The 16,194-nt window shown below is 43.9% G+C and carries 22 protein-coding genes; 20 read left to right on the top strand and 2 right to left on the bottom strand.

Annotated features, from left to right (window positions below):
- The first annotated feature begins 55 nt into the window (after positions 1-55).
- The 17 genes from SBG41_RS07470 to SBG41_RS07390 all read left to right on the top strand — a co-directional run bounded on the left by SBG41_RS07470 (position 56) and on the right by SBG41_RS07390 (position 11,741).
- The gene (locus tag SBG41_RS07470; RefSeq protein ID WP_317894928.1) at positions 56-697 is read left to right on the top strand and encodes a methyltransferase; all 642 of its coding nucleotides are present in this window, start codon (positions 56-58) and stop codon (positions 695-697) included.
- Positions 679-1,407: an RNA methyltransferase gene (locus SBG41_RS07465; protein WP_317894927.1), complete on the top strand. Its 729-nt coding sequence runs from the start codon at positions 679-681 to the stop codon at positions 1,405-1,407. The genes SBG41_RS07470 and SBG41_RS07465 overlap by 19 nt, the downstream gene beginning before the upstream one ends.
- Positions 1,394-2,443, top strand: coding sequence for a methyltransferase domain-containing protein (locus tag SBG41_RS07460; RefSeq protein ID WP_317894926.1), 1,050 nt, complete (start codon positions 1,394-1,396; stop codon positions 2,441-2,443). The genes SBG41_RS07465 and SBG41_RS07460 overlap by 14 nt, the downstream gene beginning before the upstream one ends.
- A gap of 81 nt (positions 2,444-2,524) precedes the next feature.
- On the top strand, positions 2,525-3,073 hold the full coding sequence (locus SBG41_RS07455) for a 50S ribosomal protein L16 (RefSeq protein ID WP_317894925.1): 549 nt from the start codon (positions 2,525-2,527) through the stop codon (positions 3,071-3,073).
- A 101-nt stretch (positions 3,074-3,174) separates the two neighbouring features.
- Complete coding sequence (locus SBG41_RS07450) at positions 3,175-4,254, top strand: 2-(3-amino-3-carboxypropyl)histidine synthase subunit 1/2 (protein WP_317894924.1); 1,080 nt, start codon at positions 3,175-3,177, stop codon at positions 4,252-4,254.
- A 17-nt stretch (positions 4,255-4,271) separates the two neighbouring features.
- Positions 4,272-4,886: an METTL5 family protein gene (locus tag SBG41_RS07445; RefSeq protein ID WP_317894923.1), complete on the top strand. Its 615-nt coding sequence runs from the start codon at positions 4,272-4,274 to the stop codon at positions 4,884-4,886.
- A 5-nt stretch (positions 4,887-4,891) separates the two neighbouring features.
- Positions 4,892-5,491 (top strand): exosome complex RNA-binding protein Csl4, encoded by a 600-nt coding sequence (locus SBG41_RS07440; RefSeq protein ID WP_317894922.1) that lies wholly within the window; start codon positions 4,892-4,894, stop codon positions 5,489-5,491.
- Positions 5,492-5,501: 10 nt separating this feature from the next.
- Positions 5,502-6,140, top strand: a complete 639-nt coding sequence (locus SBG41_RS07435) for a DUF2067 domain-containing protein (protein ID WP_317894921.1) — start codon at positions 5,502-5,504, stop codon at positions 6,138-6,140.
- Positions 6,141-6,156: 16 nt separating this feature from the next.
- Positions 6,157-6,492: a DNA-directed RNA polymerase subunit L gene (locus SBG41_RS07430; RefSeq protein ID WP_317894920.1), complete on the top strand. Its 336-nt coding sequence runs from the start codon at positions 6,157-6,159 to the stop codon at positions 6,490-6,492.
- Between the two features lie 424 nt (positions 6,493-6,916).
- Positions 6,917-7,261, top strand: coding sequence for a transcription factor S (locus tag SBG41_RS07425; protein WP_317894919.1), 345 nt, complete (start codon positions 6,917-6,919; stop codon positions 7,259-7,261).
- 284 nt (positions 7,262-7,545) lie between these two features.
- Positions 7,546-8,286 (top strand): proliferating cell nuclear antigen (pcna), encoded by a 741-nt coding sequence (pcn, locus tag SBG41_RS07420; RefSeq protein WP_317894918.1) that lies wholly within the window; start codon positions 7,546-7,548, stop codon positions 8,284-8,286.
- Between the two features lie 60 nt (positions 8,287-8,346).
- Positions 8,347-9,474 carry a DNA primase small subunit domain-containing protein gene (locus SBG41_RS07415; RefSeq protein WP_317894917.1) on the top strand — a complete coding sequence of 376 codons (1,128 nt, stop codon included), beginning with the start codon at positions 8,347-8,349 and terminating at the stop codon, positions 9,472-9,474.
- A gap of 29 nt (positions 9,475-9,503) precedes the next feature.
- Entirely contained in the window at positions 9,504-9,971 is a 468-nt protein-coding gene (locus tag SBG41_RS07410; protein ID WP_317894916.1) for a hypothetical protein, read from the top strand.
- Between the two features lie 65 nt (positions 9,972-10,036).
- Complete coding sequence (locus SBG41_RS07405; RefSeq protein ID WP_317894915.1) at positions 10,037-10,321, top strand: 50S ribosomal protein L44e; 285 nt, start codon at positions 10,037-10,039, stop codon at positions 10,319-10,321.
- A 7-nt stretch (positions 10,322-10,328) separates the two neighbouring features.
- Positions 10,329-10,529 carry a 30S ribosomal protein S27e gene (locus SBG41_RS07400; RefSeq protein WP_317894914.1) on the top strand — a complete coding sequence of 67 codons (201 nt, stop codon included), beginning with the start codon at positions 10,329-10,331 and terminating at the stop codon, positions 10,527-10,529.
- Positions 10,530-10,718: 189 nt separating this feature from the next.
- Entirely contained in the window at positions 10,719-11,522 is an 804-nt protein-coding gene (locus SBG41_RS07395; RefSeq protein WP_317894913.1) for a translation initiation factor IF-2 subunit alpha, read from the top strand.
- A gap of 39 nt (positions 11,523-11,561) precedes the next feature.
- A complete protein-coding gene (locus tag SBG41_RS07390) occupies positions 11,562-11,741 on the top strand; it encodes an RNA-protein complex protein Nop10 (RefSeq protein WP_317894912.1) in 180 nt (59 codons plus the stop codon).
- Between the two features lie 68 nt (positions 11,742-11,809).
- On the opposite strand, the gene SBG41_RS07385 is transcribed toward SBG41_RS07390, so the two are convergent.
- Together SBG41_RS07385 and SBG41_RS07380 are read right to left on the bottom strand one after the other, a co-directional pair.
- The gene (locus tag SBG41_RS07385) at positions 11,810-12,316 is read right to left on the bottom strand and encodes a CDP-2,3-bis-(O-geranylgeranyl)-sn-glycerol synthase (protein ID WP_317894911.1); all 507 of its coding nucleotides are present in this window, start codon (positions 12,314-12,316) and stop codon (positions 11,810-11,812) included.
- On the bottom strand, positions 12,301-12,894 hold the full coding sequence (locus tag SBG41_RS07380) for a hypothetical protein (protein WP_317894910.1): 594 nt from the start codon (positions 12,892-12,894) through the stop codon (positions 12,301-12,303). The genes SBG41_RS07385 and SBG41_RS07380 overlap by 16 nt, the downstream gene beginning before the upstream one ends.
- A gap of 36 nt (positions 12,895-12,930) precedes the next feature.
- Between SBG41_RS07380 and SBG41_RS07375 the strand changes: the two genes are divergently transcribed.
- The 3 genes from SBG41_RS07375 to SBG41_RS07365 are packed head-to-tail and all read left to right on the top strand — an operon-like array spanning position 12,931 to position 16,175.
- Positions 12,931-13,560, top strand: a complete 630-nt coding sequence (locus SBG41_RS07375) for a hypothetical protein (protein WP_317894909.1) — start codon at positions 12,931-12,933, stop codon at positions 13,558-13,560.
- Between the two features lie 33 nt (positions 13,561-13,593).
- Positions 13,594-14,877, top strand: coding sequence for a Clp1/GlmU family protein (locus SBG41_RS07370; RefSeq protein ID WP_317894908.1), 1,284 nt, complete (start codon positions 13,594-13,596; stop codon positions 14,875-14,877).
- Positions 14,874-16,175 carry a UbiD family decarboxylase gene (locus SBG41_RS07365; protein ID WP_317894907.1) on the top strand — a complete coding sequence of 434 codons (1,302 nt, stop codon included), beginning with the start codon at positions 14,874-14,876 and terminating at the stop codon, positions 16,173-16,175. Before SBG41_RS07370 ends, SBG41_RS07365 begins: the two co-directional genes overlap by 4 nt.
- The last annotated feature ends 19 nt before the right edge of the window (positions 16,176-16,194 follow it).

The following is a 16,194-nucleotide window of genomic DNA, read 5'->3' as shown; positions in this document are numbered from 1 at the left end:
TGTTGTGCAGTTGCAAAACGGGAACAATTATTATACGATTGTAGAGGTCAAAGGCTTGAAACAAATTGGATACACTTGCAGCGAGTTTAGCAAAATGTACAAGGTCTTTATAGAAAACGATTACATATATACATGTGGCAACGTGTATGAGCCGGCGGAGGATACGTTCCTAGCAATTAAGGCTATTGAGAAACTCGGCAAGGAAGACATCGGCCCAGAGCTATGTGTCGACATAGGTGCCGGCACAGGCATACTAGGGATCTATTGTCTGAGAATGTTCGAGAAATATGGCATCTCGATTGATATAAATCCTTGCGCTATAGAATGCATAAGGCTCAATATACGTGAACTAGGCCTTGACGCATACGTAGATATAGTCCAGTGCGACAACATGACTTGCCTCAGAAGCACGAGAAAACCAGCTATAATCGTCTATAACACGCCATATCTTCCGGTAAGCGATGAAGGTCTTATCGGGTTATCATGGAGCGGTGGCCTGCGCGAGGCAAAACGCGCACTCGCATTGTTTCTTGAAAAGTTCGGTAAGGGTTGCCTGGTGCTTGTATACTCGTCTCTCAGCGGTAACGATAAAGAACTTAGGGATATGTTGTGCAACGGGATTTCTCTCAGCGAGATCGTCGAGCACTTTTTCTTTGAAGATATAAAGGCGGTGATTATATGTCGGAGCACAAGATAAGGCTCGTACTTGTAGGTACTGAGGGCGAAATAAACCTAGGATTTATAGCGAGACTTTCAGCAAATTTTGCCGTAGATGAGTTCTTCCTTGTCAATCCAAAGGTAGATCCTCAAAGTCATGAAGCTCGAAGATTCGCAGCCAATGGAGCCTATATGCTTGACCAGGCAAAAGTTGTTCACAGTCTTAATGAGGCGCTTGCCGGCGTCGATGTGGCTGCTTGTACGAGTGCAAAAATAGGTCAAAAGAGTGACGTTCTGCGGCACGCTGTCGATGTACGAGAATTTGCAGAAGAAATAGCACCTCGATACAAAAGCATAGCTATCGTGTTTGGCCGCGAAAGTGTAGGTCTTACACGGGAAGAGATCCTTAAGTGCCATCTACTTATACATATACCTGCAAACCCTGAATATCCAGTACTTAACCTTAGCCATGCGGTAGCGATAGTTCTCTACGAGCTTTGGCGAGCCCTTAGAAAAGTACGGTTACATGAATCTGCTCCGTCGGAACAAATACAAAGAGTGTACTCGGTCATCGAAAACATTGTTGCAAACATAATTGATAAGGAGCGTCAACCTCACGTGTTGGCAGCAGTAAAACACCTGTTGTGGAAATCTCAGCTAACCATCGGAGAAGCGTCGATGCTTTACTATTTATTTAAGCGCATAAGACGTCTCGTTGAAAGGTGCGGTGAAGGAAATGAGTATGGTTGAGGTAATCTTTACAACAAATCCGGGCATAGAAGATATAGCTGCTGATGAAATATCTGCAAAACTTGGGGCAAGAATCATAGATATTCGTAAGGGACTTGGAAGAGTTGTTGCGACGGTTCCTAGAGACAGCATTGAACTTATCGAAACTCTTCGCTCAATCCATCGTGCAAGAATTCTTGTTTCCAGGGGAAAGGTATGCGCTGAGCAACAATGCTTGAACGGGCTGAAAAAAGTAGTTACGCATCCCGATCTAACTAAATACATAACCCCATTAACGTCCTTCGCTATAAGGGCTGAACGAAGCGGGTTACACGAGTACACTTCGCTTGATATAGCACGCGTAGCTGGGGACGCTGTTATAGAGCTTGTTAGTAAGGCCTTCTCTGAAAGACCCCCAGTAGACCTTGACTACCCATCAATAATAGTGGCTGTTGATGTGATAAATGAGGATGTCCTAGTCTCTATTGAACTTGGAGGCGACCTTTCATGGCATCGGCGTGGTTATAGAATATATGATCATCCAGCGGCGCTCAAGCCAACACTTGCCTATGCCATGTTAGTGTTGTCAGGGGCAAGAGACGGAGATGTAATACTTGACCCTATGTGTGGTGGTGGAACTGTTGCTATAGAAGCTGCGTATCTCTTTGAAGACTCGGAGATAATATGTATGGATAAGAATCCGCGTCACATAAGAGGCGCAAAACTCAATGCAAAGGCTGCGCAAGTGTATCAGCGCATACGCTTCATTGTGGGAGACGCAAGGAAGCTGAGTAGCTATATAGATGAGGCTGATGTTGTTGTTTCAAACCCTCCTTATGGTATAAGGTTAGGGAGCCCGCATGAGGTGAGGAGAGTTTATCGTGACTTCCTCCAAGAGGCAGTAAGTGTTGTTAGAAAAAGCATAGCATTGATAACAACGGAGCACATTGTAGTAAAAGAAGTTGTGTCAAAGAATAGATGGCGTATAGTAGAGGACAGAATTGTTTCTCACGGTAATCTTCATCCTCACATAATTGTTGCCTCGCCGCAGCAATAGCATCCTTCTCAACTATCTTTATTACCTCGGTACACTAATAGGAGCCTAGAGCAGGGAATTACCTAAGGAGGGCGCTGGGTTATGCCACAGAAGCCTGCACGATGCTTTACTAAGAGAAGGGCCAAGGCGTTCTCCGGCCCAGCCTATACAAGGCAGGAGTATATCCATGGTGTACCGCCGCCCAAGATCCAGAAGTTCACTATGGGTAACCCTCACGGTGATTATGATTATGTGTTAGAACTATACGTGATGGAGAGAGGGCAGATAAGGCATAACGCCCTTGAGGCAGCGCGTGTAATGGTTCACAAGTATCTCTCAACAACTATTGGCGACACGAACTACTTGTTCCGTGTACGTGTATATCCGCACCACGTTCTACGCGAGCATAAAATGATGGCGTTTGCTGGTGCAGACCGTCTGCAAGAGGGTATGAGGCAAGCATTCGGTAAACCTGTTGGAACAGCGGCCCGTGTCTATCCAGGCCAAGCAGTCCTAGAGGTAAGAGTGCGCAAGGAACACCTAGACCACGCTAAAGAAGCATTACGCAGAGGAGCGTCCAAGCTACCTCTGCCGAGTAGAATAAGGATTATACCGCTAAAGCCTGAGCTCCAGAAATCTGCGAGCCAGTAACTCTTTCTCTGACCCATATTCAATATTGGTATGTTTTTGAGCAAGCTTATAGTTAGTCATGTATGGTTCTTGTACCTTGTAGTTATAAAGCGTGCTTAGCCTTGGGTACCACTGGCTGCAAGTTCATAGTTGACTCTTATCTATTTGACCTCGATGGTGTCGTTGAAAGAATAAAGCGCGCTAATCCGCGATTAAAACATGTGTATATTGAGGCTCCTCAAGGCTTCGTTCGGCTTGCCCGAAGGCTGGCAGATTTTCTTGAAAAGTGCCTACTAAGCAATGATATTAGAGTGGAAATCGGCTTAAAGCTTGAGCCAGTATTTGGTTCGTGCTCTATTAGTATTGATGATGTAAAATATATCGGCAATGATGTGCTCATAGTGCACCTCGGCCACGGCCCATATGCATATCCTATATGTATTGGCAACAATTGTAGCTACTCTGCGAAAAACTATCTTAACAAGCTCGTTCACTTTGTTCCAGGCGAATACATAGGCGGAGATCCATCAAAGCTGGCCTCCCTGATAAAGGAGTTACTAGGAACCAATTCGAGGATAGCGGTAGGATACTCTGTCCAGCACGAGTCTCTTGCAAAGCAGCTTGCTCTCGAGCTTTCAAGGAGTGGGTACTCTGTCCGGGCCGTGGAGCCGGTTCTCGGCTGCTACTATTACAGACTAGTAAGGCTTGAAAACCTTGTAGACGCCTATGTTGTTGTCGCAGGCGGCTATTTTCACGCTCTTGGCCTCGGATTAGCACTTGGAGGAGAGGGCAGGGTTCTCCGGGCAGATCCTTATTCAAACAGCATTGAAGACATAGGAGGAAAAATTCAAGGCATTCTTGCTAAAAGATATTGGCTATTCAATATGCTGCGGAATGCTCAAAGAGTCGGGGTAATCGCTGGCCTCCTCCCAGGACAATATCGGCCGTGGATAGCTAATTTCATCGAGTCGTTGGCGAAGAAGAGAGGCATCTATGTAAGAAGAATATATGCGCGATACGTCACGAAAGAATACCTTGATAACCTTAGTCCAGACGACTATGACGCCTTTGTCGTGACCTCATGTCCGCGCTTGGCTATAGAAGATCTAGGGGATTACTGGAAACCAGTCCTCACGCCAGCCGAGGCGCGTTTATGGCTAAGTAACAGAATTGGATCAGAGCGCTACACGTTTCCGTGGTAGCGAGTTTAGGTGATCGTTTGAAGCTATCCGATATAGTTATAGTTCTTGAGAAGAATGTGCCCCGTTTTTCCAGGCCAAAGAAGCATTTGGAGCAATATAGAACGCCCCCCGAGATAGCAGTAGAAATGGCTTTATGGGCTAATAGAGTAGGATGTGATATTGTAGTTGACCTCGGTACAGGCACTGGAATGATCATTTATGCGTCTGCAATGCTCGGGCTATATGGTATCGGCATTGAGATAGATTATGATGCACTTCAGGATGCGAGGGCATCTTCTCTATATGAGTACCTCGTTGTAGACTTCGTGCAAGCCGATGTAAATGCCCTACCCTTGCGTAAACCAAGGTACAAAGGAATCTGTGTCCTTCAGAATCCACCTTTCGGGATTGTTAAGAGGAGGGCAGACACTCTTTTCTTGAAGAACGCTATGGGGCTAAACCCAATTACAATAATATCTATACATCATGGCGGGGAAAGAAATGCTAAGTACATTCAGCAATTCATGGAGAGGTATGGCTACAAGCTTGTAGCTAAAGACTATTTTAGGTTCCCAATCCCTGCTATGTATGAAGGGCATGTACGGCGTGTATATTATGTTGAGTCTGCATTATTGATGTTTAAGCGGGTGTAATTAGGATGAGCAGCATGCTGGCAGATATCGTTGGCAGGAAAGTATACCCTGGAGACATACTCTGCACAATAGAGGAATTCATTCCAGGCGAAGGAGTATATGTCGACAATGGATATATTAGGGCAGCGCAGTTCGGTGTTGTTGAAGTAGACTTCGTGTCTAGAAAGATAAGCGTAAGACCACTAGGAAAAAAGCCTAGACTTCCAAAGAAAGGTGGAGTAGTCTATGGCGTCATAACGGGGGTACCGCGGGAAGAACTCGCACTAGTAAAGATATTCGCTGATGAACGTATGATTCCCTTTAATGGATTCTTTACTGGCGTCCTACACGTGTCACAAGTTAGCGATAATCCGTCACAGAGAAGTATATACGAATTCGTCAAGCCAGGTGACTTCATACGAGCAACTGTAACTTCCCCAAGCTCTCCCTATGTGCTCTCAATAAAGCGGCCCCAAGACGGCGTAATATTAGCCTATTGCTCTGTTTGCGGTGCCCCTCTTTACAAGGTTCCGGGAAGTCCTTATCTTGTATGTAAGCGGTGCGGAAATAAGGAGAAACGTAGAATAGCTATACACTACGTATTGGAAGAAAAGAGAAAGAGGTAATGCTGAGGAAATGAGGAAGGTTATTAAAAGGAAGCTTTACGTCATATCAGTACCGCCGAAGCTTTCCATCGAAAAGATTTATGATAAGATTGCCAGCAGTATACGTGCACCCTACGCAGAAATTAGCATACGAGGAGGACGTGCATATATAGAGATAGTCGGAACAGAGGCTGAGATAAAGGATTCATGGAACAGGGTTAGAAACGCCCTACAAGATCTTTGGGAACTCTATAGGCTTGAGACCGAGAAGGAAGCACTTATAGAGTCTATAGTAAAGGAGGCTGGCAGAACATTTCCTCCAGAGTCACTAGTCTACGCCTTAAAGCTTAAAGGATATGATGCCAGACTTAGCGACGATAAACAAGTGCTATATACCAATGCGCCACCTAGTGTCGTCGTAGAACTTGCACGGAGGATCGCAGAGATAATTGATGAAATAAGGTTTCGCGTTAAAGGCACAGCTGCTAAAAGAATGGTTGCTGCAATTGCTGCGGGGCTTGATGTAGATCCAGAGAAGGTAATAGAATATGGTATTTCTACTAGAGTCCTGGAGGAGAGCGATGAGGGCATAGTTTTGAGAGAAGAATGGCGTAGGGCACTACGCAAAGTAGCAGTGATGCTTAAGGGGGCAGAGCTGGGTTTCGAATAAGCGGGGCGTGTAGGAAATGAGCAGTGTAGAGGCATTTACGGATTCAACAAGTATTCGTATATTAAAGAAGGAAAAGGACTCGATAGAAGTTGAGCTTGCTGGTGAGGACCATACAATAGCGAATCTAATAGCTAAGTATGCGATACATAAGAAAGGCGTAGTCTATTCCTCCTACATAATCTCTCATCCGCTAATAGGTAATCCTGTTATAGTGCTTACAACCGACGGTTCACGCGACCCTCTTGACGTTTTAGAAGAAGTCCTTAGCGATATTATAAAGGATGTTAATGAGTTTAGGCAGAGACTTGAAGAGGTTTTAGCAAATAATGTTAAGTGCGAAGAGAGAAGCTAGACTCCTATTCATTCATAACTGTGAGTCTTTACAGCGCAATGATAACGTTGTTGCATTAGTTTTTAGAGGTCCTTTTCGCGTAGAATATATCCTTATAGGAGGTAGCGAGGACGAGGTTATTTCAGAAATATCTAGGCAAAGTGTTTTCAAAGAGATCCGCCTAATATGGCCTCCGCGCCTTGCTTCCCGTACATGCCTCACGCCGGTAGAAATTGATGCTTATTTTTCAAAATGTAAAGAATGCATTAGTGTTTTTCTCGAATCGATCTGTACTCTCACTGATAAATTAAAGAATTATAAGGATAGCTTATAGTTTAAACAGCTTAGAGTAAACGATAAGAGGAGGAGTTTATCCGATTATGTTTACTGGCTACACTTGTAATCTAGCAGTGAAAGCCAAAAAGAGTACTAGAGGTGCAAAGCCTTGAGATTCTGTCCACGGTGTGGCTCACTAATGGTCTTGAAAACGGTGAATGGGAAACGCATGTGGGTTTGTCCAAGCTGCGGCTATACCGAGGAAGTTGACTCATCTGGAGGAGGTTCATCCCTAGTACTTAAGCAGAAGATAGAACATAGTGAGAAAGAAAGGCTCGTCGTCATACCTAAGGATATTAACTGGGAAGCAATGCCGAAGACAAGGGTTACGTGCCCGCGCTGCGGATATCATGAGGCTTACTACTGGGTTGTACAAACACGTAGAGCTGATGAGCCGCCTACGAGGTTCTTCAAATGTGTAAGATGTGGCTATGTGTGGAGAGAGTATGATTAGCGATAGAGACTTTTGTTTCGAAGTAGAGTACTTCCATAGGCTATTTAAAAAGCTCTTTGAAGACGTTGAAGAAGCGTACTTTCGTACGCCGATCCACGTATCGTCTAGACCCTATATTGAGCGAATGTATAGACTTATACAGGCTGGCTTAAGCGAATCTAGATTGCTTATGGAGGAATGCTATAAGAGCAGTAAATAGACTTGTTAGAATATAGTTTTATTGTCTTTTATGCATAGACCTTTTCTAGCCAACTAATAGAGCCATACTAGACTTGGGGAGCAGTTTGAGGCTAGTCTTCTTTGACGCAAGAGTGTGGCGCTACCTTGTATCAGCAATATCGAAGGTTATAGAGGAAGGCGTCTTCGTTGTTGACCCAGAAAAAGGTTTTAGGTTTAGGGCTATGGATCCTTCGCATGTAATATTACTTGATATGAGTTTTCCTCGTGAATCCTTTGAAGTATATGAGGTTGATAAAGAGTATCAGCTCGGAGTGAATCTCGAGGACGTTGCTAAGGTTCTACGAAGGGCACGTAAAGAAGATAAGCTCGAAATACGTGCCGATACTAACACAATATCGTTTGCATTCGTTGGCAAAGGATATAGAGAATTTACACTCCCCCTTCTTGACATAACTACCGAAGAAATACCTGAACCAGAGCTAGAATTTAAGGCTAATGTTAAGGTTATGAGCGACGTCTATAGAGATACTATAAAGGACGTTGAACTTGTAGGCGATGTCATAAAGTTTGTGGCTTCAGATAACGAGTTTAGGGTACAGTCATCGAGCGAGTTAGCTGAAGCAGAGATTATATACACTATGGAGAGTGGAAGCATATTGGAGATGACCGTTGAGGATACACAAGCCTCAATGTATACCCTAGAATATTTCAGTGACTTATCGGGAGCAGCCCGTGTAGCCGATACTATAACAATAAGATTCAGTAGCGAGATGCCAGCACTAATAGAGCACGAAATACCTCAGGGAGCAAAATTCAGTTTCCTTATCGCTCCACGCGTAGAGTAAGCTTAATTTTTATAGCATAATATAACAATATCACCTTAATGCCTTATAAGGGCTACCAAGATGCCTGAAGACGTCTTTGTCAAAACAAGACGCTTTCTTGAAAACATAACCCGGACATATTACAGAAAAATTATGCCAATAATACCAAAGGATTTTATGCTGAGAGAATTCGCCGCACAAACATGGCACGGCAAGAGCTACATACGGCACATGTCTTTCCATAGTATTGAAGAGATTAGGAAATTCCTCATAGAGAAGGCCCCTCGTCATTTCTACTTCTCTTCTGCAAGATATAATGAGCCTGAAGCACCATCTATGGATCAGAAAGGATGGCGTTCCTCTGATCTAGTATTCGATATAGATGCAGACCATTTACCGGAGTGCAAAGAAAAAGTTGTTGAAATTAACATTGATGATGAAAAAGTTAAATTAGTAGATGACGAGTGTATTGAAAAAGCAGCTTTTAGGGCAATAATACTAAAAGACATACTCGTCTATGAGCTAGGAATAGACAAGAATAGTATATCAGTAGAATTTTCTGGTAATAGAGGATTCCACGTAACTGCTTATCTAGACGATAGTCATGATCTTGCTCGCAGCTCTAGTGATGTTAGAAGAGAAATAGTGAACTATATAAAGGCCGTGGATATTGATGAGAAGACGTTAATGCCTTGGACAAAGCTTAGCACGCGATCCAAACCTATGCCAATATTGCCATCTTTTAACGAAGCTGGGATAAGGGGTAGAATAGCGCGCATCATGTATAGGCTTGCACACCAAAGAAAGTTAAAGAGTATCGCGAATAAAATATTGTTACAAAAAGACTTGTCAAAATACGATGAGGTTTTTGAGGAACTAGAGCATGAGGCACGACAATATATATCGGTGGAAATAGATGAGCAAGTCTCAATAGATGTATCAAGACTTATTCGTGCTCCTCTCAGCCTTCACGGTAAGAGTCTATTGCCTGTTAAACCATTAAGCGAGGAAGAGCTTGAAAAATTCAGGATGACGCCAAGACTATCTCCATTCATTAACGAAGAGCCGATAAGAGTAAGGATACTTGCAGATATCCCCCAGATAAGGATTCTCGGAAACCGTATACGCTTTAGAAAAAACGATAGACCACGCCTAGATGCTCCACTTGCTTTATACTTTTTGAGTAAGGGCCTAGCACTACTTGTCTAATAGGAGCCATTTGAAGAGGTGTGGTTCGATTGTCAATAAATAGTACTGGGCTTCAAATAGTACTTGAATCTATAAACGCCATGATGAGAGACGGTAAGGGTCTAAAGGAGATCGAGCCAGGTTTTCAAGAGTTTAGACAAGTATTTTCTAGGACATTGCTGGACAAGAATACTTATGGTCATGTCGGCATCCTGGGCAAATATGCAGAAATGGTTCTAGAGGCACTGAGGCTCTTGTCAGAGGCCATTTATTCTGCAACCGGGCTTGGTCGTCAAGAGTCGGAAATTGTCTCAAAATATCTTATGGGGATGATAGTCTCTTCAGATAAGTGTTTATTCATACGCTTTACCATGGATGCATCGCTAAGAGGTATTCGGAGACGGGCTGGCTCTATTGCTTGTGTTGAAAAAGAAAAGGCTGTCCATCTCATACTTGGTGGGTTTGCTGAGCCGCTTTATACCGGGTTAGAGAAGTTCATAGAGGCTAAAGGGCTCTAAATTTAAGTTGGGCTAAGCGCGGAGAGCAGAAGAGGGTACTACAGAGCAAGCCGGGGGAGAAGGCAGTGAAGGTACCAAAGGTAATAGTGACTTACTGTCCGCGTTGCCGTACACATACGCCACATACTGTTATGATATATAAACATGGGAAGCGTCGCAGCTTAGCAGAAGGTGAGCGTAGATATAGGAGAAAGCAGGAAGGTTATGGTAGCAAAAGAAAGCCAGAGCAAAAACGCTTTGCTAAGGTAACCAAAAAGGTTGTACTCAAGCTCAAGTGTCAAAAATGTGGATATATACTCCATCGTAGAGGTATTAGGCTTAAGAAGGTAGAGCTCGTCGAAGTGAGGTGAGACCTACATGGTGAAACGTCTAAAGATTCTAGTACCTCAGCCCAGAAGTAGGTTCCTCTTAGTCCGATGCCCTGTATGTGGCAATGAACAAGTAGTATTTAGTCATGCGACCTTCCCAGTGCGCTGTCTAGTGTGCGGGGCCCAACTAGTAGAACCAACCGGTGGAAAGGCAAAGATACTTGGCCAAGTAGTGCGTGTTCTTGGATAATTTTTAGAGCATCATATTTGTATCACAGCAGTAGCATAGTGATATAGAATTGGTACAAGTGAAATACTACTGTGGCTCAGTATTAGAGTAGTTGCGAAAAAGCAACATATTGCTGCATGCTTCTCACATCATTATTTTAACCTTCGCTCATAAGTCGTTAACGATACGGGAAAAGGAAGGTGATAAATCATGGTGATAAAGAAGAAAGAGTTACCTGATGTAGGCGAGCTAGTTGTAGCAACAGTAAAAGAAGTATACGATTACGGCGCCTATTTAACCCTTGACGAGTATGGTGGCATCGAGGCATACCTTCCTTGGAGCGAGGTAGCTTCTCGGTGGGTTAGAAGCATACATGATGTTGTTAAGCCGGGCCAAAAAGTGGTTGTGAAAGTAATAAGAGTTCATCGGAAAAGGAAAACAGTTGATGTTTCCCTCAAGAGAGTAACAGATAGTGAAAGAAAACGAAAGATGGCGCAGTGGAAGCGTGAACAAAAAGCCCTAAAAATATTAGAGATAATTGCTCAAAAAATGGGTAGAACACTTGAAGAAGCCTATGAAATTGTGGGCAGAAAACTAGAGGAAGCCTACGGAGACCTCATGACTGCTTTCGAGGAGGCAGTCATCCGCGGTCCCGAAGCACTGAAGGCCGCAAACATACCGGATGAATGGATAAACCCAATTCTCGAGGAAGTGAAGCGACATGTGCATGTCAAGAGAGTGAAAGTAGAAGGTATAATAACTGCGACCTCGCGGGCAGGCGATGGTGTTGAGAGAGTTAAAAAAGTCTTGTTGGCACTTAAAGACAATCTTCTAAAATATTCAAAGGATATAAGTGCTAGGCTATATACGATAGGTGCGCCGAGGTATAAACTCGAACTAGAGGCATATGATTACAAGACAATAGAAAAAGCGCTTGAAGATGCGTTAGAGAAAGCAAAAGCAGAGGCAAAAACTCTCGGAGTTGAATTTGCATTTAGCCGCGAACGCAGGTAAAAATCCGATAGTTTCAATAATCAATGAGAGGTGATGATCGTGCAGTGGCTTATGAGGAAATGTAGTGTGTGCGGCAGATACACGCTGCGCAGAGATAAGTGCCCCGTATGTGGCGGCCCCTTAGTGGTGCCGCATCCTCCTCGATTCTCTCCCGAAGATAAGTATGTTGCGTACCGGTATAAGATGAAGCTTTTATCCATGGGTAAAGAAGCTAAATGACATTGTATCCGTGTTTGTCGCGTTTTCTTGACTAATAGTTTTCTGTATTTTTGTTGGGAGCTGAATTGTTACCAAGGTACCGGTTTTAATCGGAGCTTATGTGCGGCGATATTTGTTAGTCTGTGGAGTATCAGTACTATAGGTGCCAGAGAGACAATTATCAAAGGATTTACTATTAAGCCTCTTGCATACAGCATTAGGAGAGCTCCTGAATAAAAATCAAGCTGGTCAAGGACTGGAGCGGGAGCCCCTCTTTCTAATCCGAGCCTGCGCTTAATGAATGCCCCCAGTATATCTCCGAGTAGAGCTCCGAGTGAGGATAGTATACCTCCGAATAGTATCAAGATGTTGCAAGTCACTGCTGAGAACAAGAACGCAACTATGGAGCCGTATATAAGTCCGATAAGCAGCCCCTCCCAAGTCTTCCCTGGCCCAAGAAGGGGTCTTCTATCATAAAACCTCATGTTGGCATCTATTGGTGTGCCCTTTGACTTAAGTAGAACCGGTGAGCCGTTAGCAGCTAGAGCTGGAATAAGAACAAGGATTGACTCCAAAGTGCTCAGCACTGTAGCCATCTTATACCCCTTGGCACGATCTCGAAATATGACGTAGCCTTCAAGGGTTTCTCCAAAGTGAAGCGATATATGCCAGACTTTATTTTTTCCAGGCGAGCCACGTTATGGCTCCAGAGCATAATAGGTTTTTCAGCAACGGGCCTGATATCGCCAGAATCCTTAGCGAGATGCACTTCCGCTGTCACAATAATAGGTAAACCTAGTCTATCGGACAAGTATCTCAGCACGGCAAGAGAGAACGCAACTGCATTGTAGCCAGGCCCACCTTCACGTGCAAATGTGTTAATAGGGTCTATTGCAATAATATCGTTTACATGTATGTCTTTTAGCAATACAAGTCTAATTAAATCTATGTAGTCATGAAGGGTAATTATATCAACCATGCGGTCTTTGAACCCGATTTCATAAAGTCTTTGAGGAATTAGCGCAGTATTCGTTGATGCGTACATACATTTTGATTTACAAAACTGTTTAAGAAATGTAAGCACTATGTTTGTTTTACCGGAGCCTGGAGCACCATATATCGTTAATAAGCCCGGCCACTTGACGAGCTTCATTAATTTTTTGCAGAGAGCCACATATCCTCCCCTGTGGGTGACTAAAGGTATACGGGTTTGCGGCTGACAAGGCAGCGTCAAGTAGTTGCCTGGTTACGTGATAGCGAGTTAGCCCATAAATTCCTAAGGCTAGCTAATGCTCTAGGTCTAGAAATAAAGAAACCGCGCCGACTAGACGGCTTGTGCGATGAAAACACCATTGTAATAACAGATGATGATCTCTTAAAGGAGACTGTTTCATCGCACTGTGAAATACTCTTTATTGAAACATCAAATAAGCTAAAGGCACTAATAGAGGTACTACAAGCCTTAAAAGGACCCTCATCAGAAACAGTCATAGGTATTGATCTTGGCTCAAACTCTCTCGCATATGTAGTGCTAGCCCACGGTACCGTAATTGATTATGGGATCTGTAGTGAGTGCTTAGAAAAATTTGCTTTACAAGTTTGTAGCATAAAAGGGTACAACGTCTATGTAGGAATAGGATCAACTCCTGCCGTGTATGATAAGGCAATCGAGCTATACGAACGCCTAAAAGAATGTGGTATTAAAGCAGTACTTGTTGATGAGCGGAAGTCTAACAAGGCAATACTTATTGGGTTAAAGGGTACAGAATTACTTCGCAAAACGGACCTAAGAGCGGCGGTTGCTGTTGCTCTAAGATCAAGGCTACGGGGTAATCATTGACGATAGGGCTAACGTGATAAGGGGGCTGAAGAAATGATTACCAAGCTAATACTCCAACCCGGCCAAATTGTACGGCTTAACGGCCCTTTAACAGCACGTGTAATACGTGGACAAGTTCTTGTGCTTGGTGCTATATTCAATGCCGGAGATGAGTTCCATATAGATGAGTACAGGAGCTACGCACTTAAGGCATTAACAGAGGCTACTGTGGAGCTAAACTTAATGCAAGGAGGATCAATTGAAAATCCATTGCCAGACGAAGAGGTTATAGATGAATGGGTCTCGATAGCTGACAATTTGCTGAGAAACGACTGCACAAGCATAGTTGTTATAGGTCCTACGGATGCTGGTAAGACTAGTATTGCTGCGCTAGTGGCAAATCGAGCGCTCTTAAGGGGCTACCGGGTTGCAGTAATTGATGCTGATGTTGGCCAAGCTGATATAGGGCCGCCTGTAACTGTCTCGGCCTCCTTTGTAACGTCCCCTATACTATGGCTTCGAAGTCTGAGAGCCGAGTACATGAGGTTTATAGGATCAATAACTCCGCAGCGAAATGAGAGGCGAATAGTTGCTGCAGTGGTTAGTCTCGCTGAACGGCTGAGGAAGGAAGGAGCAGATGTAATAATAGTTGATACGGATGGGTGGATACAAGGTATTAACTCGATTGAGTATAAGATGGAAATTATTAGGTTCATTAATGCTGATGGGGTTATAGTAGTTGGTGATAATGCACTCTTCGATACTGTGTCTACTATGCTTAGCGGGCTAAAATGTAAGCCCGTGTTCATGAAGAGTCCGCGTGTACGTAGAGAGCGCAGTCGTGAAGATCGCCGTGTACTTAGAAGTATGTCTTATCAGCGTTACCTTGAGCCTCTCTATGAGCGTAAATTGTTTATAGGAAAAATCTCCATCTTTGGAAGTTGCTTCTTCAGTGGTAGACGTGTCGATGTTAATGATCTCGCTAAAATATCTGAGGTGCTTAAGATAAGAGTGGTTGCTGCTAGCGAGACCATAGACACGTTATATGTCGTGACAGATGGCCAGCCCCAGCCCCAAATGATTAGTAGGCTTGCAGAGATGTATGGGAAACAAGTATACGTTTTAGACCTAAACATTGCAAGAAACGCGTTGCTGGCCCTCATAGATAAGAATGGCGAGGAGAAAGCCATAGGCATTTTAAAAGATATTGATTTTGAAAATAGCGTGATAACAGTACTAACACCTTATACAGGCGAGATAAGGGGAATAGTCCTAGGAAGCATCAGGTTAGCCGAAAACTATGAAGAAGCAGGAAGACCAGTAAGGTGTGTGATATGAATGATCTAGCCATAGATAAATGCTCTAATGGATCTATAGAGGAGTATCTCGGAAAACTTGATAAGACAAAGATAAAAATACTCCATGAAGAAATAGAACCTTCTGGAATTGTTCAGACGCTAGAGGGGCTAAAGGATATAGTAATTTTTAAGGTTAAGGGTAGAGAGGAGCGCTTTATATCAAACCTCGTGGCTAGTAGAGAGGCCCTCTACAATGCTCTTGGCGTGAGTAACGATCGCGAAGCTTATGCCAAATTCTCAAAAGCACTGAATGAGCATGGTAAGTTAGTAGAGGGTAGTTTCAAGGACTATTTTGTAGAGAAGGGGAGCAATATAGGTGTAGATGTGCTGCCAGCGCTAAGATTCTACAGAGATGATGGAGGAGACTACATAACCTCTTCGATTTTTATAGCATGCAAAGAGGGCATATGTAACGCATCCATACACAGGATAATGGTTAACAAACGCGAGGATTATGCTGCGGCAAGGATAGTGCCTCGTCACCTATATACATTGATGAAGAAAAGTGGAGGCTCGCTACCTATAGCAATAGTTATTGGCGTTCATCCCCTCGTCCTTCTAGCCGCTGCCACGAGTCCTCCTTTCGGAGTATTTGAATTTGAGATAGCTTCTTCTCTTCTAGGAGGTTGTCTAATGACATGCCGGACGCCGATTTATGGTATCCCGGTTCCATGTGGTGCGTCAATGGTTGTTGAAGCCATCATTGGTCCTGAGCGTAAAAAGGAAGGTCCGTTTGTTGACCTGCTTCAGCTGTATGACGGTGTTAGGGAGGAGCCCGTGATTAAGCCGCAGGCTGTCTATGTTAATAAACGATACGAGCCATATATACATGTAATCATTCCTGGCGGTATCGAGCACATGTTACTTATGGGGTTTCCGCGGGAAGCTTCAATATACGATGCGGTGGCAAGGGCTGTACCAAGGGTGAACAAGGTACGTCTAACCCCTGGTGGAGGTATGTGGCTCCATGCAGTCGTCTCAATAGAGAAAATACATGATGGCGATGGAAAAACAGCTGCATTTGCAGCACTCGCAGCCCATCCTAGCGTGAAGCACGTAATTGTTGTTGACGAGGACGTGGATCCCGACAATCTGCTTGAAGTAGAATGGGCCATAGCCACGCGTGTTCAAGCCGATAAAGACATCGTTATTATAAAGAATGCACGAGGCTCAACCCTTGACCCGAGTGCAAAAGAGGGGCTCACAGCCAAGATGATAATTGATGCAACAGCTCCTCTAGATAAGAAGTACTTGTACCGTAGGCCGCGGCCGCCATAATAATTCCTAAACGGTGGGC

This window comes from Pyrofollis japonicus (assembly GCF_033097485.1).
Lineage (GTDB): Archaea > Thermoproteota > Thermoprotei_A > Sulfolobales > Pyrodictiaceae > Pyrofollis > Pyrofollis japonicus.
The sequence above is the reverse complement of the archived record's forward strand: the minus strand, read 5'-3'. Positions and strand labels throughout refer to the sequence as shown.

Bases quoted from the DNA above. Each gene is read 5' to 3' on its own strand.
- SBG41_RS07460 (WP_317894926.1), top strand. From the start codon at position 1,394: ATGAGTATGGTTGAGGTAATCTTTACAACAAATCCGGGCATAGAAGAT.
- SBG41_RS07465 (WP_317894927.1), top strand. From the start codon at position 679: ATGTCGGAGCACAAGATAAGGCTCGTACTTGTAGGTACTGAGGGCGAA.
- SBG41_RS07400 (WP_317894914.1), top strand. From the start codon at position 10,329: ATGGTGAAACGTCTAAAGATTCTAGTACCTCAGCCCAGAAGTAGGTTC.
- SBG41_RS07370 (WP_317894908.1), top strand. From the start codon at position 13,594: ATGATTACCAAGCTAATACTCCAACCCGGCCAAATTGTACGGCTTAAC.
- SBG41_RS07455 (WP_317894925.1), top strand. From the start codon at position 2,525: ATGCCACAGAAGCCTGCACGATGCTTTACTAAGAGAAGGGCCAAGGCG.
- SBG41_RS07415 (WP_317894917.1), top strand. From the start codon at position 8,347: ATGCCTGAAGACGTCTTTGTCAAAACAAGACGCTTTCTTGAAAACATA.
- SBG41_RS07395 (WP_317894913.1), top strand. From the start codon at position 10,719: ATGGTGATAAAGAAGAAAGAGTTACCTGATGTAGGCGAGCTAGTTGTA.
- SBG41_RS07430 (WP_317894920.1), top strand. From the start codon at position 6,157: ATGAGCAGTGTAGAGGCATTTACGGATTCAACAAGTATTCGTATATTA.
- SBG41_RS07385 (WP_317894911.1), bottom strand. From the start codon at position 12,316: ATGGCTACAGTGCTGAGCACTTTGGAGTCAATCCTTGTTCTTATTCCA.
- SBG41_RS07440 (WP_317894922.1), top strand. From the start codon at position 4,892: ATGAGCAGCATGCTGGCAGATATCGTTGGCAGGAAAGTATACCCTGGA.
- SBG41_RS07435 (WP_317894921.1), top strand. From the start codon at position 5,502: ATGAGGAAGGTTATTAAAAGGAAGCTTTACGTCATATCAGTACCGCCG.
- SBG41_RS07365 (WP_317894907.1), top strand. From the start codon at position 14,874: ATGAATGATCTAGCCATAGATAAATGCTCTAATGGATCTATAGAGGAG.